Genomic DNA, 24,478 nt, shown 5'->3' on the forward strand with positions numbered 1-24,478 from the left:
TTAGGAAAGGAGTGCAGCAGGTAGAGACAGATGATTGCTATAAAACATCTTTCAAAATTGGGTAAATCAATACCTCTGTGTTATCTGTTGCATACTCTCAATTTAGAGAGTTAAGTCGATTTTGTCGCTGAGAAAAACTTCAGAATATAAGCTGACAAATTATGCAGATGATAACCTGACAAATTTGACAGGTATGACGCTACAAGCTAACAATGCCCCGCCTTAATGCAACGATCACCGCTTGAGTGCGATCCTCTACACCCAACTTACTTAAAATATGATTGATATGAAAGTTGACAGTGCGTTCAGTAATATGTAGAGCCTTGCTAATGACTTGGGTACTCTTGCCCGTTGTAATGAGTTGAAGTACCTCTAACTCGCGATCGCTTAATTCTGGACTCGTCATGCGCTCTAAGAGTTTGGCACCTACCTGAGGTGGAATGTGCTTCTGTCCTTTGTGAACGGTGCGAATAGCAGCCAGCAATTCTTCTGGCTCAGCATCTTTGAGTAAATATCCTTTGGCTCCTGCCCGTAATCCCTGATAAATATCTTCATCGCCCTCGTAAGTCGTCAATACGATAATCCGAGCAGCAGGAAACTCGGTGCAGATGGCAGTAATCGCAGCGACTCCATCCATCTGGGGCATTCGCAAGTCCATCAAAGTTGCATCTGGCTGTTCTTGACGAAAGACAGCAAGTGCCTCCTGACCATTTCCAGCTTGTCCAACAACAAGAATATCTGGCACTTCTTCTAGCATCCCGACCAAGCCCTGACGCACAACGGGGTGATCGTCTACAACCAGAACACGAATGGTATTAGGTTGATTCATGATGGTTTTTCCGGCTGATTTACGGACACTGCGATTTCTGTTCCTTGTCCAGGAGTACTCTGGATCTGGAGTTGTGCCCCAATGCGAGCGGCACGTTCTGACATCCCTAATAAACCAAAGCCAGTGTGACTAGAAGAACGATCAATGGGAAATCCCTGTCCATCGTCTTTAATTCGTAATCTGCACTGCGTGGACTGATATATCAGTTCAACGCGAATTTCGGTTGCTGTAGCGTACTTCAGTGCATTAGTCAAGGCTTCCTGTCCAATCCTGAGCAGATTATTCTCCACCTCAGAGGGTAGTGGATAGGGAATACCGATGGCTTCACACACGATTGTCGTACCAGTAGATGATTCTAGCTGGCTTGTTAGTTGCTTGAAAGCGCTGAGCAGATCGTTATTTTCCAATAAGTATGGACGGCGCAGCGCCTCTACAGACCGGCGTGCCTCTGCGAGTCCAGTTCGGGCTAAGTTTTGTACTTGAGCCAGATAAGCCTGAGCTTTTTCTGCGTCTACCGTTATCTTGCTAGCAGCAGATCTAGCGTGAATGATAATGCCCGTGAAGGACTGTGCCAGCGTATCGTGGATTTCTCGCGCCATGCGGTTGCGTTCTTCCAGAATCGAGGCGGCTTCGGCGCGTTTGCGATCGCTAATATCAAGAATCACCCCTAACATTCGCACAGGCTGTCCGGCTGCGTTATAAATTCCTCGACCTCTACCAACCAACCAGTGAATACTACCATTTGGGTAGATCACTCGATATTCAGCTTCAAAATCGGTATGGGTTGCTAGAGCTGCTGTAACAGCTTGCTCAATCCGATGAATATCTTCTGGGTGAACGCGATCTCGCCATGCCTGATAGCTACTCTCAACTTCACCTAGAACCAACCCCAGCAATCGAGCGTGGTTATCGTTCCAGTTTGTTGTATTTTCCACGATATTCCAGTTCCAACTGCCGATGTGGGTGAAATCCATTGTCAGCCTGCGTTGCTCTTCACTCTGGCGCAGGGCGTTTTCAATTCGTTGGCGCTCTTCAATCTCCTGCGAAAGCAGCAAAGTCCGCTCAATTACTCGTTGTTCCAATGTTCGGTTATAGTCCGCTAGCAGTTTCTCTGCTTGTTTGCGCTCAGTGATATCGTGAAAGGCTGTGATCGCATAAGCCACCTTCCCTTGTTCGTCAAAGACGGGAGTACCCCACACCTCAACGGGGATCGTTTGGTTATTTTGGCGAATTTCTGCGTCATCAATCGTAGTGCGTTCGCCGCTCAACGCTCGGATGATTGGCATTTTTTCAGTAGGGTAGATTTGATCTGTTCCCGTCACATAAAATTGATAAGCCTCTGCGATTTGAGCCGGCAGTACGGCAGGATCAATCCCTTTGCCCATGAGATGAATGCCCCGTTGATTGGCATAGTAAGGGCGACCCGTCGCATCAATGACGGCAATGCCCACCGGAACTGCTTCTAGAAATTGAGCCATTTTGCTTTCGCTGGCGCGTAGCTTTGAATAAAGTCTGGCATTTTCGATCGCGATCGCTGCCTGCGTAGAAAGTAGGCTTAGAATTTGCGATTGCTCCGGTGTAAATGCCCCAGTTGCCAACTGATTTTCTAGATACAACACACCGGTGAGCTTGCTTTGATTGAGCAGAGGTAAACAAAAGACTGATTGAGTCTGGTGGTGTTGAATATAGGGATCATTAATAAAATTACCTTCACGAGTAGCATCATTTAAGATGACAGATTCATGAGTACGAATCACATAATTAATAATTGATTCAGGTAGATGATTTGCAGTTGGGATAGATTGCAGCACTTGTGTAGCATAGACATTCTCACCCTCATTAAGTTCACTAGACGCTTCAATCACCCATTTTCTTGAGTTTTCCAAAATCAAAAATCCTGTTTGTGCGCCAGCATTTTCGATTAATATCTTCATCAAGGAACGGAGCAGCTGATCTAGTTCAATTTCGCTCAAAATCGCCTGAGTTGCCTTCATCACTGCCGTTAAATCAAAAGCGATATGTGAGGTATTAGAGGTAGTTCCAGTAGTAGTGCGGATTGGTGTGGAAGCCACGCTGGATAAATGAGGAAATAACTGCGGATAGCGAGCTTCTAAATCTCTCACTTTCGCAGTTGCTCCCCAACGCTCATAACAGTAATGAGCTTCTTTCATATAGGTTTGGGCAATTTTTTCCCGACCCCGCACCAGATAATGTTTGGCAGCTAATTCGTAGGCTAAGGCTTCTTCTTGAATGTACTCATTGTCTCTAGCACCAAGAATTGCTTGTTCGTAGAGTTCTTCTGCGTCAAACAACCGCCCTAAAACTCGCGCTTTCTCTGCCTCAACTAGATAATATTTATGCAAATAATTCATCGGGGCATAGTGTGCCCAGTGTTTCATTTCTTTTTGATGAGCCGCAACTTTTCTGAGAGTTTCTGGCTGTACTTGAGCACAGCTTTCAGGATATATTGCGAGTCTAGTTAAAGAATCATAGAAATAATACAAAACCTTAGCAAAGGTAGCTGTCATCTGGAGCAAATAATTTTGTGCTATGTCTGAGTTCTGAACTGCTTGATTGTACTCATAAAATAAATAGCATAGGAAAAGCTTATTAAAATGTACATTGAAGATTGCAAATCCATCATTTGTTATTTCATGCTGTGGCAGTTTGCTTTCCTCATTGTATGCTTCTCCAATCAGACGGAATGGATTAACTGAGCATCCGATTAAATTCAAGATAGACTGTTGATATACCTGATTCCAGGTAAGTGCTACTTCTTGTTTAATTTGACGGATTGCTTCACCATACTTGGTCATATTACGTTCAAGTTCCACGAGTTCTTTCCCGACCGCAAAGGAGTGAAAGCAATAACAATGAGCACAATAGGCAGCAAACTCTAAATCTCCAGTTTCAAGCCCACTTTGATAGCCTTCTAGAAATTGTGGCAAGGTTTCCCTGACATGTTTCTTCCAATGGATAATAAAGCTACTTACAATTGTTAGAGTCCGAGATTTGATTGCATGGGTATGTGGCTGTGACAAAAGTCTTAGGGCAAGCTGCCCAAATTCGTAACCAGACTCGATGTTTCCAACCAACCCACAGAGAATTAACCCAAAGTTTGCATAGGCAACAGGAGATGTAGACGCATTTCCATTCTGAATTGACAAGCTGACTTGCTTAGACGCAAATAGAGGCATCAAATTAGGAGCCGCAATTTGGGCAACGGTCGTTATCCTTGATAGGATTCTCATTGCTTCTAACTTGTCTTGTTCGACCATTTGGGGCAAATAGCTCAACTCTTCAATCGGCATCTCGCTAAAGAGTGATGTGATCGCGTCTATTTCAAGCTGAATATCTAATTCACTGAGCTTTTCGGGAAAACTGATCCCAAATTTCTGTAACACTAGCAATCCAGTATTTATTGCTTTTAATAGCTGGTTCTGCGCGATATCGGTTTGGATTTTGACTTCGTAAACTTTCACGATGTCGAAAATGGTTTTGGCTTCTTGTAAAACGATCGCCGCCCACGATTCTACCTGCTCAAAATCGCCACACAAATACGCGACTTCTGTTGTTTCTGTATATAACTCTAAGGTCAGCTCATAGTTAGTTGGCCAACTGGAGTATGTCAGCCATGCTCTACCTCTGGCTAAATAGTTTTGAGCCACACTATAGGCGATCGCAGCTTTTGCTTTCTGTCCTGTGATTAAATTTAATCTAGCAATTTCATTGCGTTCTAGTCGATCTGTGACAAGCTCAATTCCATGATTAAGATGATCGACAATTTCAAACAGTCGGTCTGATAGTCTCTCTGGCAAAGTTTTTCCGAGGAGATTGCGACCAATTTGTAAATGAACAATTTGTTTTTGCGATTCATCGATTAAGATGTATGAGGCTTGCTGCACGCGATCGTGCAAGAACTTATACTCTTGAATTAACAAGTTTTCATCTAATTCAGATAGAGGTTGAATTAATCCAACTTGTATGGCTGTTAGTAAATCTTGAAAAACCGTTTTATGTGATTTTTCACAAACAATCGATAGAGTATCTAAATTAAATTCAGCGCCGATGCAAGCAGCTAACCGGAGAATTTGCTGTGTATTTTCTGGTAGTTTATTCAACTTGTGAAGCATCAACTCCACAACATTATCAGTGATATCTTGGGCTTGGATCTGAGCTATGTTCCACTGCCAGCTTAAGCCTTCAGCATAAAAGGTCAATAAATTTTCGCTATGCAGCCTTCTCAAAAATTCACTGACAAAGAACGGATTACCCTCAGTTTTACGCAAAACTAACTCAGCTAATGGACAAACGGTGTCTGCATTCCGATGTAGCGTCTCGGCAATCAACTGACTTAACGGTTCAAGCGTTAATGGTGTTAGGGTAATTTCCTGAAGTACTGCCCCTTGTTTTCGCAGTCTCTCTAGCATTAATGCTAATGGATGCGTTGGATTTACTTCATTATCTCGATAGGCTCCAATCAAAAATAGGGATTGGGTTTGCTCATCCAGCAGCATCAACTCGATTAACTTCAGCGTTGCTGAGTCTATCCACTGCAAATCATCTAAGAAGATCACCAGGGGATGTGATTCTGAACAAAACACCCGCACAAACTGCCCAAAGATTCGATGAAAGCGATTTTGAGCTTCAGTTGCTCCAACTTCTGATACAGGCGGCTGCTTGCCGATAATTAATTCAACTTCCGGGATGATATCAATGATGATTTGTCCGTTGCTTCCTAAAGCTGTTAACAGTTGAGATCGCCACTGTTGCAGATGCTCATCTGGCTCACTGAGCAGTTGCTGCACCAATTTTTGCAGGGCATCTGCGATCGCGCTATAGGGAATATTGCGCCCAAATTGATCAAATTTACCAGATACAAAATAACCGCGCTTTGCAGTAATAGGTTTGTAGAGTTCCTGCACTAATGCTGATTTCCCAACCCCAGCGTAGCCCGATACCAACATCATCTCGACTTTGAATTCAGATTTTTCTTCATTCTTCAGTCTCAATTGTTCATTCCCCATTCCTGCTACTCTGTCAAACGCTGCTAATAATGCTTCAATCTCTGCTTCGCGCCCATACAGTTTTTGTGGAATTTGAAACTGATCGCAAACGTCTTGAATACCCAGTTGAATACTGTCAATTTGACCTGTTTCTGCGAACTTGCAAAAACCTTTTTCTAAATCTGCTTTGATACCCCAAGCACTCTGATAACGCTCTTCAGCATTTTTCGCCATCAGTTTCAAAATAATATCTGAAACGGGTTTGGGAATCGTTGGATTCATTTCATGGGGCGGAACAGGGTGTTTGGCAATATGACAATGGACTAGCTCAAGGATGTCTGCTGTGGGAAACGGCAGGTACCCGGTTAGAAGTTCATAGAATGTCACACCAAGCGAGTAAAAATCGGTGCGGTAATCGAGCGAACGGTTCATGCGCCCAGTTTGCTCTGGAGACAAATAGGCAAGAGTTCCTTCTAAACCATAATGGCTCTTGAACGTCGGATTTGTACGGCTAAATTGGGTAGCAATCCCAAAGTCAATAATTTTAACAACGCCAGTATCCGGATTGAAAACGATGTTTCCTGGGTTGATATCCTTATGAATGACATTGGCGGCATGGATTCTGCCCAAAATGTTTGTCAGATTGATCGCAAGCGGTAGAAAAGTAGCTAAGGGCATGGGACAGAAAGTCTCTGGTCGCTTATGCATCCATTGCTCTAGAGACTCTCCACCAAAATCTTCTAAGAGAATGACGAGTGTCCGTTGATAGTCTTGCTGGCTGTATGCCTTAACAACACCCTCCAGATTGAGAGAACGGGTAATTTCATATTCTTGTCTGTAGCGTGTCAGTTCTGGAGGAGAGGGATAATCTTGCTTGAGCATTTTTACGATGAGTGATCGCTCATCTTGTACTCTGATGCCCCGATACACTAGAGATACTGAACTCTCATAGATTTTGCAATGGAAGGCAATTCCAGGTAGGGCAATCATTGAACTCTCTCCCAATGAATTTCATGAGCTGAGTTAGCGCCTGTCAGACAGGCACGCTTCATGAATATACTTCCTCACACTTAGAGTTTGAATCCCCTGTTTAGGTTTTCCAGTCATTCTGGATAATTCCAACATTCTCAAATGAGAAATTTATCCTTCTTGCCAGGGTAAACGTATCTTAATTAGTGCCAGGTTCTGCCTTGGTCAACAATTCATGCGTTGAAAGCGGGCGTTGGCAGTATCCCATTGCCATTGCAGGAGTCGTATTTTTTGTCAGTCGCCAATGCGGTCTTACCCAATTGTGAATCAATCGCTGTACATCCAAAGCTCCCTTTACAAGACCAGCGCCCTCAAATCCGTTCGCCGGAAAATCTCCCTGCCTTGCAACGCTTTGAACGTTTTTGACTGCCTTTTTGCCCCACCTTGTTCGCCGTAAAAAAGCGCGCTTCCTCTAATCTCGGATCGTTCTTTTCACCAAAATCGCCACCAGCAACTTGGTCATTAGGTAGTCAATCACCGCCTCGACAAGTACCAAAATCTTCGCCAAAACAGAACCCGCCTGAAGGTTAGACGAGAGAGAGGTGAAGGTTGTCGCAGAGAATATAAAAGCTATCCCACAATCCCCCAGAAGGGGTTAGGTTGTCCGCTCTAACTAGAGAGGCTGAGAGAAAGTTATACGCCAAAATGAAGAAAATGATGACAGCAAGGCACCAGACAAAGAAGCGGGGGAATGAGCGCTCGTAATGGCAGATGATCCTCAAGAAAGTAGCAAGAATTGGGCGCTTCCGTTCTAGATTAATAATTCTCGCCTGCCCCAGCGCCGACTCTTGAATGAGCGCAGCTAAGGTAAAGTGGATCTCGTTCAGATTGACGCCGATAAAACCAGTTTTATCGGCGTCAAAATCCACATTGTCCACTAAGATAATCTTCCGTTGCAAGTTTGATCGTTTTAATCAACTGGTCACTTTCTCCCAAAAATAAACAACCAAACCGTCTTACTAGCTCAGGATGGTCAAATGCTAACTGTATCCTCTCCCTTAAACTTGGTTGTATCTTTTCCTCGTCAGAACGAACCCAAATCAAGCACTTCAGATTAGACAAAATTTCTTGATAACAGGGAATTAAGATTCTCTGGATGGCTAAAACCAGCATTTCTTAAACCGTCTCATTTGACGCAAAATTTGTGACTTTAAATAGCACACGGGATTAGCAACCGCGTAGTCATGGCGCATCAACCCCTTACCCGTCTCCACAAACTTCGGATTGAGAAACGTGTCACCAATTTCCAAACTCGAATCGCGAAAATCGTAGATGACCGCATTCATCTTGGCGATCGCGAACGTCGTATGATTGAGTTCCTGACCGTAGAGTTTAGGCGCTTTGCTTTTCTGGTCGGGGTAATTGCGCTCAAACACCAAACGCGGTTTAATCAGTAGCCTCGCCGAACCACAAGTCGGGTCATAGATTGTAGTGTAGGGTGCAGGGTCAATAATTTCCGCCATCAACCAACCCACCTCAGGCGGCGTCAAAAACTCCCCCGCACTCTGCCCCTGCCCTTCGGCAAACTTCCGCAGCAGATACTCGTAGGCATCCCCAAACACATCCGGACTCGTGTTTTTCAACCCCAACCGATGGCGACTCACCACCTCCACCAACGCCGCCAAACGGTCATCCCCCAGAGTCCGCTGACCGCTTTGAGTTTCGTTGTAGTCTTTAATATCCAGCACACCCTTCAGTTCCGGGTTGAGTTCCGTCACTTTCCGAGTCGCAGTGGTGATAAACTCCCCCAATCCCTCCTCACCGTGATTGCGGATTTTGTCCCAACGATACTCATCCGGGATGTAGTAGCGCACCATCCGGTCTTTGCGTCCGGTCGTTATAGCATCCTTATGGTCAGCCTCAATCACCTCATGGGCAGTCTCTTCATCCCCAAACTCCTCCACATGACGGGCAAACTCATCATCAAACACATCCGAGAGGCGCTTGTAGAATACCAGGGGTAGAATAAAATCCTTGAACTTCGGCGCGTCAGTCGTGCCGCGAATCGTACACGCCGCATCCCACAGCCACGTCTCCATCGCCGACACCTCCAGCTTCTCATCCTCTGGCGCTGGAAATTTCAGTTCAGTTTGCTCAGTTGATTTGATGGATTTGGTGGGCTGCTGCTTGCTGCGACGTGGCACTATCTTTGATTTCCTCTTGAGTCGGGAGTTGACCGGACACCATTTTAAACTACTGATAGCTTGGCTTTAGACGCCACTCCCTTAGTATTCCCACCCGCCAAGGCGCAAGTAACATCCAATTCTTCTGGGTTTTGGATTGGGTTTTAGCCTGGAATGTACATATTGATTCTCGGTTAAAGTCTACAAGTAACACCAAAGCCCTCTAACTACCGATGAATTCTATACAACTCGACTAAGGTTTCCAGTCGTGTGCCAAAAAGAGTAGTTAAAAACAGAAAACGCGAACAAAGCTGATCAGCATTCCATTGCTGAGTCTTTGTCCACGCTTTTCAAGAGAGATCGCTAATTAGCTAATCTGGCTGTAGACTTTAGGTACTTATACCTGTGTGCCAGTTAGTAAAGAACTCTATTGTTCACTTAAGAACTCTATTGTTCACTTAAGAACTCTATTGTTTGTGTACAACGGACAACAGTAACTCTATCACTTCAAACGCCCAGAACGTAGGATGCTTACAATTAGCCACAAACCCAGGAAGCTAGCAGCAGCAAATAAACCATTGCTTAATAAAGATAGCCCCCCTCCTGTTTGAGCATTGCTGGAGATAATCGCCGCCCCGATAATTAGGGAACCCACTACAACACTGAAAGAAAGGCGGTTAGCAGAGTTCTCCAAACTTCGGCGAAATGGAATGATGTCTGGCATCTTGATATTCCACTTCAAAGTTTCAGAAGTAATTCTTTCGAGCAGCAACTCCACTTGGCGGGGAGATTCCAAAGACAAACTTTTGATATCTAAAGCTGTTCTCAGCAAAGCTTGCAACGGGTCATCTCCGAATAATTGACGCCGGAATAAATCGGTCATCAAAGGCTTAATTTCCTCGATGAGATTTAAGTCTGGGTCAAATAGATGCCCTGTGCCCTCTAAATTTGCTAGCGTTTTTGAATATAATCCCATATTGCTAGGCAACCGGATTTTATTGTCACGGGCGACTTGCAACACTTCATAAAAAACTTGACTCAAATTGATTTGTGACAGACTCAGGTTGTAATACTTTCGCAACAGCTTTTCAAAGTCACTTTCTAACTTTGCTAAATTTGCTGGTTGAGCCGATTCAGCTAATTGCAAAGTCAACTGACTACAGCGACGGGCATCAATATTTGCGATCGCTAACAGCATCTCAGTTAAAATCTGCTGAGTGCGGGGGTCTAGTCGACCGATCATCCCGAAGTCAAGCAGCGCTACGCGACCATCTCTCAGATAAAAAATATTGCCTGGATGCGGGTCAGCGTGAAAGAAACCGTCCAGATACAACTGTTGAAAGAATACGCGACACAGTAGCCGAGTGATGTCTCGCCGCTGGTCGCTGGGGCTTTTACCGTCGTTGATTTGCTCGAAATTTGCCTCTAACAGCGGCACCCCATCTAGCCATTCCAGCACCAATAGCTTTTGGGTGGTTAACTGCCAAATAATTTCTGGAATCACCACCTGCTTCGGGTCAAACCAGCGGCTGGTTGATAAATTGCGGCGTAGCTGGTTGGTGAAATTAGCTTCTTGGGTAAAATCAAGCTCAGCCAGCAAAGCATTAGAAAATTCGTTAGCTAAAGCGACAATATCGATATCTGGCCCAATATCGGTGCGAGCAACTAAATCGGCTAAACCTTTAATGATGGAAATATCTTGAGAGATAATCGCATCAATTCCAGGTCGCTGCACCTTTAGAGCCACTTCCCGCCCATCTGCTAAGGTGGCGCGATGCGTCTGAGCAATTGAACCAGCAGCAACCGCCACCGGGTTGATGGTACTGAAAACTTCCTCCATCGGGCGATCTAATTGCTTCCGGATCACCACTTCAACCTCTGACCAAGGCACGGGCGGCACCTCAGATTGAAGCGTTGACAGTTTTTCAATGTAGTCCGCCGAGAGTAAGTCCGGGCGAGTCGAGAGCAATTGCCCCAGCTTGACGTAGACTGGCCCCAAATCCACTAAGATGTTGCGGAGGACGGCGGGGGTCGGCAGTCTCGGTTCATCAGCTTTACCGCCGGTCAAGAGCCGTCTCATGTAGTCCCAACCGTTGCGGAAGACGACTTCAAGGATTTCGCGTTGGCGAGAAGTGGTTTGGGTTAAGGAAAACACGGGTTTTGCGAATGGCGAATGGAATTACGGAAGTATGGCTAATGGCTGTTGAACAATTCGCAATTCGCCATTAGCAATCATCCTCCTTATTAATACTTCATACTTTCAACTTCTGCCTTCCGTTGGAGGGTAGATTACAGCAACTTTTCGAGATTGGGATCAGCCCGTAGCAACTCAAGAACCTTTTTGATTTCTTGGGTGCGGTCTTTTTTGACAATCAGCGTGACATTGCGATCGCGCACAATCACTACATCCTCCATCCCAATCGTCACAATTACCTCATCCTCACCCTCGGCGTAGAGAATCGCCCCTTGCGTATCCATCCCCACATGAGTCGCCAGTTCCACGTTCGGCTTATCCCCTTTCAGCAACCGTTCGATGGCGTTCCAATCTCCCAAATCGTCCCAGCCAAAAGACACTGGCAGCACATAAGCCAGCTGCGTCTTCTCCATCAGCGCATAGTCGATACTCTTCTTCGGCACCTGAGAGTAAGCTTCGACACCTTTTTCTTCGAGAAGATGAATAATTTCCGGCGCGTAAGTGCGGAGTTCATCTAGCACGACCCCAGCTTGAAAGATGAACATTCCGCTGTTCCAGCTGAATCGACCCGTTGCCAGAAACTCTTCCGCCGTCGGGCGGTCGGGTTTTTCCGTGAATCGGCTGACGCGGTAGGCAGGAAATTCCCCAACCTTGCCAGTTTCTTCCCCTTGCTCAATGTAACCATAGCCCGTCGATGGATAATTCGGCTGAATCCCCAGCGTCACAATCGACGGCTGAGTTGCTGCCAAGCTGGCACCAGCTTCCAGCGTTTGTTGAAAAGCCTTCTCATCAGCGATCCAGTGGTCGGCGGGGAAAAAGCCCACAACGGCGTTTTCTCCATAGCGCTTGGCAATTTCCAGTGTTGTCCAAGCGACCGCTGGGGCAGTATCGCGCCCCTCTGGTTCAACCAACAAATTTTCTACGGGTAGCTGGGGCAGTTGTTCTTTCACTCCATCTGCTAGCAAAGCTGAAGTAACGACCCATAGCTTTTCCCAGCCTCCAGCCAGAGATAACAGCCGGTCGGCAGTTGCTTGCAGCAAACTCTTGCCGCTGCCATCCAAACTTAAAAACTGCTTGGGTCGGTGCTTGCGGCTGAGGGGCCAGAAGCGTTCCCCTTTACCACCGGCGAGAATGACAGGTATTAGCGATTGGTTCATTTTTGGCTTTAGCGATTCTTTTCGGCTCTATGTTAACCTTGACGCGATCGCGATCGCTGTTTAACCTTTGTGCCCACTGCCGATAAAACGCCTCGTGCAACTTCTCTCCCACTTTCTGTAGAAACCAACCTGTAGAAGCAAGCTTAAGGCACCCCTGCAATGCAATGTCATTTCCTTTGGGAGATGGAGAACCTGAAGTTATAATCCACCTTGGAAATAAGTCTTCAGAAAGATACATCTAGTCTGCGATTGTGGTCGTGAGGTAAACGTGGAAGAAGGTATCAAAAAGTCTCAAACCAGTCCAGACTCCGAAATGGAAACGTCTAAGGGTTCTGGCAATCAGCAGGCACCCCATACAGATGCCGTTGATGACAATTCCGATCCCTCACCCCAATCGCAGACAAGCGATGTCGCAAAGAAAGTCTCGCCCCAAAGAAAAAGCTTGGGACGGCGCTTGTTATGGATTGCTGCCTTTATTGTCACAGCAACAGTTTCTGCCACAGTGGGAGCAACGTTAGCACTGATTACGCCTTTGTCGCCGATCGTTGCCTCCCAGACCCCAGGACAAAAGACCGCGCCTGATGGCTGGGGTAGGGGCTTTCAGTACCGTCTGGCGCGACCCGTCAATATCCTGGTTATGGGAATTGACCGCCTCCACAACTCACCGGATGACTCGCCGGATAATTTCACCGGCAACAGCGATACGATGCTGCTGTTGCGGTTAGATCCGACCGACCATTCTGTGAAAATGCTTTCCATTCCACGAGATACGCGAGTGGAAATTCCCGGCGTTGGTTTTAATAAGATCAATCAGGCGAATGTTAACGGGGGCGCACCCTTATCTGCACGAGTTGTCAGTCGCACCTTAAACAACGTGCAAATCGATCGATACGTGCGAGTTACCACCGATGCCTTTCGGGAGTTAGTGGATTTGGTGGGCGGAATTGAGGTATTTGTTCCTCGCCAGATGTCCTATGTAGACGAAACCCAAAAACTCAAAATCGATCTTTCCCCAGGCTGGCAAACTCTCAATGGTGACCAAGCAGAACAGTTTGCGCGGTTCCGGAATGACAAGAATGGCGATATTGGTCGGGTTCAGCGACAGCAAGCCCTTCTCAAGTCATTGCGGCAGCGTCTAACGAACCCCGCTGTATTCCCTCGATTGCCTCAATTAATCCGGGTGATGTGGAAGTACGTTGACACGAACCTCAGCCTAGAAGAAACCCTAGCACTGGCAAATTTTGGCATCAACTTGGAGCAAGATGATTTCAAAATGGTGTTATTACCCGGTCGATTCAGCGACCCCCAAGAGTACATCGCCAGCTATTGGATTCTGGATTCAGAGGGCAAAGATCGAATCATGAGCCAATATTTTGGACAAGAAATGATGGGAACTGTAGAGGCAAGCCGTTCTCTGACCAGGCTGAGAATTGCGATCCAAAATGCCACGGAGCAGCCTAATATCGGTTATCGCGTTTCTGAATATCTGGCGGCGAAGGGATTTGTGAATGTTTATGTCGTAAATGATTGGCCCGACCGCGAACGCCAAACTCAAATTATTGTGCAGCAAGGCGACTTAACAAAAGCCGCAGCTTTGAAAAAAGTGCTGGGCGTCGGTCATATTGAAGCGGCTTCTACAGGCGATTTGGAATCTGAGATCACCCTGCGAGTGGGTGAAGACTGGCTCGATACAATGAAAAATGTAAAATGAATTGTAAGAATAGTAAATACACCTAGCAAATAGAATTGCGCTCTTTTTACAAGCATTGGGATGCTCCCGAAATGGAAAGCCCAATTTTCCGTTTAATTTTTGATTGATTCTATGCAACCTTTAACTTCAAAAGCCATTAAAAACTTTGTGGTGCGCGTGCTTAGCGCTATCTTGCTATTAGCTTTGGCATGGCTGTGGGTGATGTTGAGTGCTACTCCTGCGTTTGCTCAGGTAGGGACAATTAATTACACCAATATTAATTTGGAAAATCGGGATTTCTCGAATGCTGATTTAGTCGGTGGGGTATTTGTGGCGGCTGAAATGCGAGGAACAAACTTCCAGGGAGCTGACCTTACCAATGCGATTCTCACCAAAGGAGTTTTATTAAAAGCAAATCTAGAAGGGGCAAACCTAACAGGGGCTTTGATAGACCGAGTAACGTTAGACGAGGCTAATTTAACCAACGCGATTTTAGCAGAAGCGACGTTGACGCGGACTCGCTTCTACGACACCACCATTACGGGTGCTGATTTTACGGATGCACTGATTGACCGCTACGAAGTATCTCAGCTCTGTCAGCGAGCAGAAGGTGTGAACCCAGTGACGGGCGTTTCTACGCGGGACAGCTTAGGCTGTCGCTAAGCTGTCGTTTGCCAATTGTTGCATTGGCTCCCAGTTGAGGACATCTTGGAGTAATGCCTGATAGCCTGAGACATTGGGGTGGAGTCCGTCTTCTGTAAGATGCGATCGCCACCAATCTTCACCCCGATTCATCCACATCTCGAAAATATCCAGATAAGGAATCTGTCGCGCCTGACACGCTAGCCGCGTTGCTTCTTTATAGCGATATTGATCGGCGTGATTATAGTAAAAACAGTCGAGAAATGGCATTTTCGCTTCATCTACCGGCACCATCCCGACAAAGAGTACCGGACAGAATCTTTGGGTTAGCGTTGCGGTTGCGCTATGAGTACATCGCTCTAGCAACAAAGTCATTTCTGTTTTGAAAACTTCAAAGTCGGTAAAATTTCGCCCAGTCGGCCGAGCCAGCCGAGCCGAATCATTGACTCCGACTGATAGAATAATTGCATCGGGTACGCGATTTCTCAGCTCACCGCGATGGCGAAACTCCTGCTCTAACCGCTGTTGCACTTGGCTGATGCCGTCACCCCGGACACCCAAATTGTAGAGAACGTGTCCCGGACTATCCGGCAACATCCAGCGACGTCGCAGCCGCTCTACCCACCCGCCACCTTCCGGATCGCCGAATCCATAAACAAGACTGTCTCCCAGTGCTACAAGCTTCAGAGGATGGCGCTCGCTTTCAGGAAACGGCTTAATCGTAGGAGGGACAAGGGTTTGCATGGACTGTAATCTCGAATTTATTTCCAGAATGATATAGATAGATTGATAAGAATCTACATAATATTAAACGATTCTTTGTCTTGAAAGAAATTCTTCAGTGAATCTCCAGGCGGTGCTAACAGCCACAAAAATTGGGGACTCCTGCTAGACTGAAGGGTGCAAGGTGACAGGAGGGTCGCGCGACTGTGCGCCGCTACTCACGAACAACAATTAACAACTAATCCAACGTGATGCAAAAGCGTTTCAAGTTTGATACAACCGAAGTTTTACTCCGGGCTGAAGAGCTGGTGAGTGCTGCTTCCAATCGCTACCGGATTACCGTTCAAGTAGCGAATCGCGCTAAGCGCCGTCGCTATGAAGACTTTGATAATGTTGACGATCCGATGATGAAGCCAGTGCTGCGGGCGATTCTGGAAATGTCCGATGAGCTAACGCAACCAGAAATCATTGGCGATTAGATAAAAAACAAGAAGCAAGATGAAGCGACAAACCAGGAAATTTCCCAAGCGAATGCTACGTTTTGCCGTTGCCTCTCTAACGGTGCTGTTTTTATTTCCTTGGGGAAGCATCTTTGATCCTTCATCCTCGCTCTTTCATCTTTCCGAACAGCCTGCCATTGCTCAGATGTACGGAACCCAGGATGTCTGGCGGCAAGTTTATCAACGCCTACCGGATTTGCCGCTAGAAAATCAATACATCAGTAAGGAGACTGGCAAGCAGGCATCGGAAAATACGCTAGTGGGGCGCATCATCCGGTATCACGTTTATGTAAAGTCACGTCCACCCAACTATCGGCTGGACTGGAAACTGACCTTGGCGGACTATCTGGGCGCAAACGAACTAATCGAGGAGTCGCTATATCCCGGTTATGATACGTTGCAGAAAAATCCCATGCAGAGCGATCGCGCGGTCATTGAACGTCTGAATCGACCGCAACGAGACGCCTTAGTTCAAGTCCTCGTGAGCCTGTTCACTCCCAATTCTCCGCAGCAGGCACCCGTACCTTCTCCCAGCGCTTCGCCTCAGCCACAGGCAGCACCCAAACCCAGTGGAGGGCTAGCACTGCCTCAGCCAGGAGATGCTCAGTTACTCAAGTAATGAGAAATTAAAAATTAAAGAAAAAATTCTAATTAGTAGGGCTTATGCTTTAACCGGCAATCCCAAAGATGAGGTATGGGTTTGGGGCATTCAAACTTCATTGTTTGACGATTAAATCGCGATCGCGATTTATCTGAAGTTAATCCTCAAAAGCCTGAAACGACCAAAATTGGTTAATCCATACAACAGGAATTTTGTACAGTGCGTAAGTGCTAGATTCTTCTAATTTTTTATTACCTTCATGGAACGTCTCATTAAAAGTGGAGTTGGCTGGCGCATTGGGTGGAACCCTAACACGACTGAGTTTAAAGGGTTAGTCGGTGGGGATGATTGGGCGATAGAGCTGACAGAGGCAGAGTTAAATGAGTTTTGTCGCTTACTGGAGCAATTGGCAGAGAGTATGAGCCAGATTGCCGCTGAGTTGATGGAAGAGGAGAAAATCGCCTGCGAAACCGAAAGCGACTTACTTTGGATGGAAGTGGAGGGCTATCCCCACGCTTACAGGCTTCGCTTCATTCTCCACACAGGACGGCGGGGCGAGGGTAGCTGGACTCCTGCCGCCGTGCCTGGGTTGATGCAAGCGGCTCAAATGTTAAAGGTTTTCTAGATTGCATCTTGACAGCTTTAAATAAGCTGATATACAATATAAGACTGTGTCGGGGTGTAGCGCAGGTTGGTAGCGCGCAGCTTTGGGGTAGCTGAGGTCGTGGGTTCGAATCCCGCCACTCCGATTTAGTTCGTCCGGCAGAATCCGTTAAGTTGAAAGTGGTAAGTTCTCCTTAGAGAGATAAAATCGCTCATCATTGTCATAGACGTCATAGACGCTAATGGCTTAGCGTGTAGAGAGCCTGTATCGCGGTTATTGTTGCGGAGCGATCGCTTATGCTCAGACTTTTAACCAGCCGCTCTCTGCTGACAGCAGCTATTTTTCTGGCTGTGGCATCGCTTACCCTAATAATTGTCCTATTTACTAAGCAGCCAGTTATGACATCTCAACCCCAGCTGCTAACTGATCCCTTTCTACAACTGCCGACCAAAACAAGCGTGCGAGTCGTGTGGTTTACTGAGTTTGCTGGTGAGCATCGTGTTGCCTACGGAGAGAATCTTGCTCACAGTGTCGTCGCCAGTACCACCAAACTCAGCCGCACTCGTGAGGATAGTCAATCGCGGGTCGGAAATCAGACTCAAGACGGTCAGATTTACCAGCAGCCGACCAGCCGAGACATCTGGCGGCACGAAGCGGAGGTGGCTGGCTTAACTCCTGGCAAGCGAGTTTCTTATCGCGTCACCAGCCTGCGGGAAGATGGTACGAGCGTTAGCAGTGAAGTATTCACGCTCGCCCCCAAACCCACACCGGGGACATCACTGAAAATTTTGCTCACTTCCGACCACCAGCTCAAGCCGATGACATCTGCCAATCTTCAGAAGGTCGTTGAGACAGTCGGGCAAGTAGACGCTGTCTTCTTTGTCGGTGACTTAGTCAACATTCCCGACCGTGCCTCTGAGTGGTTTGATGATAATCGAGGGGGTGCCTTTTTTCCTTGCCTCCAAGGTCGCAGCAACTACGAACTTGAACACAACGGTGTCAAGACACTTTATCGGGGCGGACAGATAATTCAAAACGCGCCAATGTTCCCGGCGATTGGCAATCATGAGGTGATGGGGCGCTTCTCGATGGAGAGCAGTTTAAACGACCAGTTCGATGACGCTTATCCTCGCTGGGCTGCCCAAGAAATTCATGCCCAAAAGGCAGAGGCAAAAAAGGCAGAGGCAAAAAAGGCAGAGCAACTAAACCCCGGCGACAACACGAAGCGCAATTTCGGGTCTCTTCAACAGTTAAAAGATAATTCTTTTAATACCGATACTTACGAAGAAATTTTTAGTTTACCCGAAAGCAAAGAAGGTGGAAAAAAATATTACGCCGTCACCTTTGGTGATGTGCGGCTAGTAGTACTTTTCGCAACCAATACGTGGCGTTACTGGGGACTAGATGAGAAGACAAAGGGAAGATACCGCGAACGAGAAAAACACTTAAATAGCCCGGAAAAGTGGGGATATGGACAGCACATCTTCGAGCCAATTGCCAAGGGGAGCGAACAATATACCTGGCTCGAAAGAGAACTGAATAGCCCAGAATTTAAGCAAGCAAAGTATAAAGTCGTGATGTTTCATCACCCGCCGCATTCTCTAGGCGATAACATTGTCCCTCCTTATACCAATCCGGTGCAGATGATCGACCGAGATAAAAATGGCAATATTAAATCGGTGCGTTATCAGTACCCTAAAGAAGCAGATTACCTTATCCGAGATGTGGAGCCACTGCTAGAGGCTGCTAATGTGCAGTTAGTATTTTATGGACACTCGCACCTGTGGAATCGCTTTGTCAGTTCTAGCGGGATGCACTTTTTAGAAACCTCGAATATAGGCAACTCCTACGGTGCAGCGTTGGGCGAAAAGAAGAGACCTGTACCCAAAGAGTATCAAGAGAATGAGGCCGTAACAGGCGATCCAAATGGGTTGGAGGCAGTAGTACCGACCATTACGCCGCTGATAAGTGAAAATGGGAAGCCATTGCCGTATGTGGCGAGTAATGAGATTACGGCATTTAGTATCTTCAACACGGGAACGGGTACGGTGAGCAGTTACCGTTTTGATACACGAAAACCGGACTCAGAGGTGGTAAAGTTTGATGAATTTAAGCTGAAATAGAGGAAATTTAGCTGCCGATTTATCGAGTTGGCAATGAACGCGATCGCTCAATCATTCTAAAAAGTTATTATTTCACCATTTTGCAAGCATGAATTGGCTAAAATTAGGTGAAAAAATCTCCTTTACAGTTACTCTTATAGCAATCCGATATGAGTTGTGAGATGCCAGCGGTTTTGATTCCCGACTTCAAGCGAGAAGTCGGGGATTTCGCCTTCACAATCATTGAAGAGATAGCACAACTTAACTATCTCGAATTGAAGGAGCCATTGCCAAAGTTTCTGCTGCTTTTTGCATCGCTTCAAGATCCGAAGATGTCCAGGTACGAGCATCCTGACAATTATGGGCAACTAGCAATCCCCACAACCGAACGGAATTGAGAATTGGCACCACTAAATTAGCACGTACCTTCATCGTGCGGAGAAAATCGCGGTGGCAAGGGGTAATCGGTTCTAATTCAATATCTGCGATCGCGCGTACCCTTCCTGCTTGGTACAAGGCGGCATATTCATCATTAAAACAATCATCAGGGCCTGTTGAGCCGAAGATCGAGTATTCTCTAGACCTCAAGGACTCAAACGTAACCTGCCCTTTCCATTGGCGAAAAAAGTAATATAAAATTACGCGATCGACTTGAAGCAAATCTCTTAGCTCGTCGGTCGTCTTTTGAACTAAAGCATCTCGCTCGATACTATTGGCAAGACGGTTAGCAAATGTTCGCAAACCCGGATCACTATCCTGTATAGCAGGACTAGAGTCAGAATCTCTGTTGAAGTTACTTTGCACGAGAAGACAAATCCGACTGAGTTATGACAATTTAATGTTTTTTATCATAACTCTAGAATTATCAAAATAGCATCAACGCTAAAAGTCGAGAGATTGATTTTAAAAGCGATCGCTCTTGTTTTTGGGGGTGTGCAATGTCCTATACAGCAGAAATTTACATTTTAGACTTTTTGATTCACCAGGAATTGGCTTTTTTGTTGCTGAATTGGAATCTCAATTAAGAACTCTGTACCTTGTCCGGGTGCTGAAATACACTTCAGTTGACCGTTATGCTTATCTACGATTTGGTAGCTAATGGACATCCCCAAACCTGTCCCAGAACCGACCGGCTTAGTTGTAAAAAACGGATCGAATAACCGACTGCTGACTTCTTCTGTCATTCCTGAGCCATTGTCAACAATCTGAATCCTGACTTGATTAGGCTGCACCATAGAAGTCCGAATCCAAATTGTCGGAACTTCTTTGGGGTTCATGGTTGATGGTTTATTGCCGTGAACGGCGAACCGCAAATAAGGAACTGCTTCGAGAGCATCAATGGCATTGGTCAAAATATTCATAAACACCTGATTGATCTGTCCCGCATAGCATTCCACTTTGGGTAGGTTGCCATATTCTTTGATGAGCTGAATACCCGAACGATCTGGTTTTGCTTTTAGACGGTTTTGCAGGATCAGCAGCGTGCTATCGATGCCTTCATGAATATCGACAGTTTTCATCTCTGCCTCATCAAGACGAGAGAAGTTTCGTAAACTCAGGACGATTTCGCGGATACGGTCAGCTCCTACCTTCATGGAAGATAGGATTTTAGGCAGGTCTTCAAGTAGGAAAACCAGGTCAATTTCTTCCGCCTGAGCTTGAATAGCGGCGGGTGGCTGGGGATAGTGTTCCTGGTAGAGCTGAAGCAGGCGTAGTAAATCGAGAGCGTATGCATTAGCGTATGAAAGATTGCCGTAGATGAAGTTAACGGGATTGTTAATTTCGTGGGCAACCCCCGCAACCAACTGTCCTAAAGAAGACATTTTTTCACTATGAATCAGTTGAGCTTGGGTTTGCTTCAATTCGCGTAAAGCGTGTTCAAGCTGAGCGGCTTTAGTTTGGGCAGTGTTGGCGGCATCAAGTTGCTGGTTGTAAAGTTCGGCTTGGTTAATGGCGATCGCTAGCTGGTTGACAACCGCCGAGAGTAATTCCACCTCGCTGTCCGTCCAAGGTTGGACTTGGTTCCGGCGATGACAAGCCAAGGCACCGAGTTCGCCACTCGGCGTCTGGATTGGTAGCGCCAGCGCCGACTGAGTGCCTGCAACCAGTAACGTTTGCGGAATGGCGGAATCGTTCGTACTTTGTACTTCATCCATACGAAACATTTCTAAATTCAGCATTTTTTCCTCAAACTTGGGAAAAAATCCCGCAGGATAGAAGCCAAGCCAGCTCGCTTCGGTGGAAGTTCTCGCTTCCTTGACGATCTCCCAGCCAGGGGATGAGGGAGTGTGGCGATACCAAGCGAAGGTGCATAACTCAATCCCCATCCGGCTTTGGATTGCCCCGACAGCGGTTTCTAGAATCGTATCTAGATCGAGAGTATTCCGGATCTGGTTGGCTAAACGGTTGAGCAGTTCTTCCTGCTGAGCAAGTTGTCTAAATCGAGTTTCCGATTGTTGCAGAGCCACCTCAGCCTGCTTGCGTTCGGTAATGTCGGTGGAAATGCCGCAAACTGCATAAGGCATCCCATTGTCGTCGTAAAGCGGAAACTTCATCGAAATATAGGTGTGTAAGCCGTCGTCTTGAGGAATCACTTCCTCACTTTCCAAAGCAATCCCGGCTGCGAGTACCTTTTGATCGTTCGCTTGCAATGCCTCAGCGACTTCATAAGGTAAGTACTCGAACTCTGTCTTCCCTTTGATTGCCTCTGCATCTACGTTGAGCAAGTTAGCACACTTGCGGTTCATCAACATATTTCGACCTTGAATATCCTTGACGTAGATAGCGGCTGGGGAGTAAGCCAGGATAGATTGAAGCCGTTGTTCGCTCTCCCGGAGTGCGGCTTCAGCCTGTTTGGCACTCGTGATGTTTCGGGCGGTGCCTGTAGTGCCAAGGATGTTTCCGGCGTCGTCCTTAGATGCGATCGCGTTAAAGCTTATCTGGATCGGCGTTCCATCTTTACGCAAATGCACCGTCTCGTATTGGACATACGGCTCACCCTCCAGTAGGCGCTGATGTACTTGCAAGTTCTTCTCTAGTTGTTCCGGTGGTTGGAAATCGCTGAACAAACGTCCGATCATTTCTTTGGGATCGTAGCCATGCATTTCTTTGACGGCAGAGTTCACAAATGTAAATCGGCCCTCTCTATCCACCGACCAAATCAAATCCTGGGAAGTCTCGACCAAATGGCGATATCTTTTCTCACTCGCCTTCAACGCCGCCTCTGCCTCTTCCCGGTAGGCAATTTCGCTTTGCAATTGCCCAATGGCATCTCTTAACTCACGGGTACGCTCCTCAACGCGGATTTCCAGGTCTTCTTTGGCTTTCTTGAGTGCTTCCTCTGCCTGTTTGCGCTTGGTAATTTCCCGTGCTACCCCAATTAAACCGATGACGTTTCCTTTGGGGTCGCGGTAGACGCTTTTTGTGGAAAGAACCGTCCGGGTAATCCCTCTGGTGAGTATCGTTTCCTCGACAATTTGAGTCACGCCCGTTGTCATGATTTGGCGGTCAGTCTCTATGACTGGATGTGCCAACTCTGGAGGCAGGAACTCGGTATCATCCTTGCCGATAATTTTCCCTTCCGGTTTGCCCAAGACAGTAGCACCCGCCGAGTTGATCATCAGATAGCGACCCTGAAGATCCTTCACATAGATGGCATCCGGGGTGCCTTCAATCACCGCGCACACAAGGCTGTAGCTGAATTCCAGTTCTTCTTTGGCTTTTTTCGCAGTTTCCTCTGCTCTCCGGCGCTGGGTGATGTCCGTGTGCGATCCAGCCATCCGAATCGCTTTGCCGTTGGCATCTCGCAGCGCTGCTCCCCGCGCTAAAATCCACCGATAGGAGCCATCTTTGTGCTGCAAACGATGCTCTAATTCGTAATCAGAAGCTTGGCTATTTCTTACATAAGCTTGAAGGGTTGCGATCGCGCGATCGCGGTCATCGGGATGCAGGCGTTTTTCCCACTCTTCTATCTGATTGGGCAACTCATGCTCTTCATAACCCAGCATCTTCTTCCAACGAGGCGACAAATAGGTCTCGTTGGTTACTAAATCCCAATCCCACAATCCATCTTTAGAACCTTGAACTGCTAAATCAAACCGTTCTCGGCTCTTCCGCAACGCTTCTTCAGCAGTTTTGCGTTCGGTAATATCTTCAAAGGTGCCAAGGATGCCTACCACGTTTTCTTCACCATCATGGAGTGGAACTTTATTACTGTCTATCCAAGACGGTTTACCATCCGCCTTAAGAGCCGATTCAATGCTGTGATATTCTGGCGTATTTGTTTCCATAATTCGCCGTTCGCCATCCCGAAAGAAGTCCGCCTTTTCTTGTCTGCACGGCAAATCGTCGTCGGTTTTCCCCACAATATTTTCTGGCTTGCCAATCCCGACTAATTGGGCAAAATTCTGATTGCACCCTAAATAAACTAAATTTTTATCTTTCCAAAAGATAAATTGGGGGATGTTATCCATCACCAATTGCAGCATTTGTTGCGACTTTTGCAGTTGTTCTTCAATGCACCAGCGCTCAATGATTTCGCGTTCTAGGTTGCGGTTTGCTGTCTCCAATTGAGCTGGGCTAGGCAACGCCAAGGCTTTGGGAATTAGTGGTACTAAGCTGGCTGCTGTATAGACTGATATTCCAGCCGTTAGCGCTTTCATAAAACCGGCTATCCAATAAATCGGATACCAAAGCGTCCACACTTCTATTAGATGAGTGGTACCACAAGAAATAATAAAGGTTCCAAATAATAGAAATATCCTTGCATAGGGTAAATCTTTTCGCTTGTGAACGAAGTAAAAGAGCGTGATAGGAATAGAGTAATAGGCAAGAGCAATTAGCACATCTGATGTGATGTGCAGCCCTACCAACTCTGGCTTCCACAAGTAACAATGTCCGTGTGGAATAAAAGAGTTTGAACCCAAAAAAATCTGCAAAAATTGCAGCATAACGCTCCTACTACGTGTTCCTACTTTTTACTAAAAGTTGTAAATTGATAAAGTATAAAAACATACGGTTAAGCTTTACAGTTCTTTTCTCCAAGGAGAAATCCGAGAAACCTAAATTTTAGAAAATTATGTTTAGTAATTAAAATTTTTAATCCCAGTCGAGAGCCAAGACAACTGTAATTCTTCTAGAAAACATACTCGATTCGCATAGAGATTACCGTAATATTACTTATGTCAACTGGAAAAGAATATCCATGTTTAACTATTGATAGGTTTTTCTACGCAATTGTTGTGTTAAAAAAGGTCTTTGGTGTCAATCTAGAAAATCA

Annotated in this window: 16 protein-coding genes and 1 tRNA gene; 7 read left to right on the plus strand and 10 right to left on the minus strand. The window is 46.4% G+C overall.

Features of this window, described 5'->3' with window-relative positions; translation table 11 throughout:
- Window positions 1-199: 199 nt before the first annotated feature.
- From H6H02_RS10025 to H6H02_RS10060, 7 genes are all read right to left on the minus strand, one after another.
- Window positions 200-829 (minus strand): response regulator transcription factor, encoded by a 630-nt coding sequence (locus H6H02_RS10025; protein WP_190817153.1) that lies wholly within the window; start codon window positions 827-829, stop codon window positions 200-202.
- Window positions 826-6,825: an AAA family ATPase gene (locus H6H02_RS10030; RefSeq protein ID WP_190817155.1), complete on the minus strand. Its 6,000-nt coding sequence runs from the start codon at window positions 6,823-6,825 to the stop codon at window positions 826-828. The genes H6H02_RS10025 and H6H02_RS10030 overlap by 4 nt, the downstream gene beginning before the upstream one ends.
- Before the next feature lie 566 nt (window positions 6,826-7,391).
- A complete protein-coding gene (locus tag H6H02_RS10035) occupies window positions 7,392-7,763 on the minus strand; it encodes a hypothetical protein (protein WP_190817411.1) in 372 nt (123 codons plus the stop codon).
- A 201-nt stretch (window positions 7,764-7,964) separates the two neighbouring features.
- Window positions 7,965-9,008, minus strand: a complete 1,044-nt coding sequence (locus H6H02_RS10045) for a class I SAM-dependent DNA methyltransferase (protein ID WP_199329094.1) — start codon at window positions 9,006-9,008, stop codon at window positions 7,965-7,967.
- A 481-nt stretch (window positions 9,009-9,489) separates the two neighbouring features.
- Window positions 9,490-11,142 (minus strand): AarF/ABC1/UbiB kinase family protein, encoded by a 1,653-nt coding sequence (locus H6H02_RS10050; protein ID WP_347277012.1) that lies wholly within the window; start codon window positions 11,140-11,142, stop codon window positions 9,490-9,492.
- Between the two features lie 134 nt (window positions 11,143-11,276).
- Window positions 11,277-12,338 carry a mannose-1-phosphate guanylyltransferase gene (locus H6H02_RS10055; protein WP_190817157.1) on the minus strand — a complete coding sequence of 354 codons (1,062 nt, stop codon included), beginning with the start codon at window positions 12,336-12,338 and terminating at the stop codon, window positions 11,277-11,279.
- Complete coding sequence (locus H6H02_RS10060) at window positions 12,298-12,576, minus strand: hypothetical protein (RefSeq protein ID WP_190817159.1); 279 nt, start codon at window positions 12,574-12,576, stop codon at window positions 12,298-12,300. The genes H6H02_RS10055 and H6H02_RS10060 overlap by 41 nt, the downstream gene beginning before the upstream one ends.
- 30 nt (window positions 12,577-12,606) lie before the next feature.
- Between H6H02_RS10060 and H6H02_RS10065 the strand changes: the two genes are divergently transcribed.
- Window positions 12,607-14,049: an LCP family protein gene (locus H6H02_RS10065; RefSeq protein ID WP_347342596.1), complete on the plus strand. Its 1,443-nt coding sequence runs from the start codon at window positions 12,607-12,609 to the stop codon at window positions 14,047-14,049.
- A 135-nt stretch (window positions 14,050-14,184) separates the two neighbouring features.
- Window positions 14,185-14,691: a pentapeptide repeat-containing protein gene (locus H6H02_RS10070; protein ID WP_190817388.1), complete on the plus strand. Its 507-nt coding sequence runs from the start codon at window positions 14,185-14,187 to the stop codon at window positions 14,689-14,691.
- Here H6H02_RS10070 and H6H02_RS10075 read toward each other — a convergent pair.
- A complete protein-coding gene (locus H6H02_RS10075) occupies window positions 14,677-15,414 on the minus strand; it encodes a GDSL-type esterase/lipase family protein (RefSeq protein ID WP_190817161.1) in 738 nt (245 codons plus the stop codon). The genes H6H02_RS10070 and H6H02_RS10075 overlap by 15 nt on opposite strands.
- Before the next feature lie 230 nt (window positions 15,415-15,644).
- On the opposite strand from H6H02_RS10075, the gene H6H02_RS10080 reads away from it, so the two are divergent.
- From H6H02_RS10080 to H6H02_RS10100, 5 genes are all read left to right on the plus strand, one after another.
- Window positions 15,645-15,872 (plus strand): DNA-directed RNA polymerase subunit omega, encoded by a 228-nt coding sequence (locus H6H02_RS10080; protein WP_190416141.1) that lies wholly within the window; start codon window positions 15,645-15,647, stop codon window positions 15,870-15,872.
- 19 nt (window positions 15,873-15,891) lie between these two features.
- On the plus strand, window positions 15,892-16,512 hold the full coding sequence (locus H6H02_RS10085; protein WP_190817163.1) for a hypothetical protein: 621 nt from the start codon (window positions 15,892-15,894) through the stop codon (window positions 16,510-16,512).
- A 241-nt stretch (window positions 16,513-16,753) separates the two neighbouring features.
- Entirely contained in the window at window positions 16,754-17,119 is a 366-nt protein-coding gene (locus H6H02_RS10090) for a DUF1818 family protein (protein ID WP_190817165.1), read from the plus strand.
- Window positions 17,120-17,169: 50 nt separating this feature from the next.
- Window positions 17,170-17,243 (plus strand) — tRNA-Pro (locus H6H02_RS10095).
- Between the two features lie 151 nt (window positions 17,244-17,394).
- Window positions 17,395-19,221 carry a metallophosphoesterase gene (locus H6H02_RS10100; RefSeq protein ID WP_190817167.1) on the plus strand — a complete coding sequence of 609 codons (1,827 nt, stop codon included), beginning with the start codon at window positions 17,395-17,397 and terminating at the stop codon, window positions 19,219-19,221.
- 240 nt (window positions 19,222-19,461) lie between these two features.
- Here the strand turns inward: H6H02_RS10100 and H6H02_RS10105 are convergent, their stop codons facing one another.
- Window positions 19,462-19,941: a GAF domain-containing protein gene (locus H6H02_RS10105; protein ID WP_190817169.1), complete on the minus strand. Its 480-nt coding sequence runs from the start codon at window positions 19,939-19,941 to the stop codon at window positions 19,462-19,464.
- A 224-nt stretch (window positions 19,942-20,165) separates the two neighbouring features.
- Window positions 20,166-24,149, minus strand: coding sequence for a PAS domain S-box protein (locus H6H02_RS10110; protein WP_206757270.1), 3,984 nt, complete (start codon window positions 24,147-24,149; stop codon window positions 20,166-20,168).
- Between the last annotated feature and the right edge of the window lie 329 nt (window positions 24,150-24,478).

Source organism: Coleofasciculus sp. FACHB-1120, assembly GCF_014698845.1.
Lineage (GTDB): Bacteria > Cyanobacteriota > Cyanobacteriia > Cyanobacteriales > FACHB-T130 > FACHB-T130.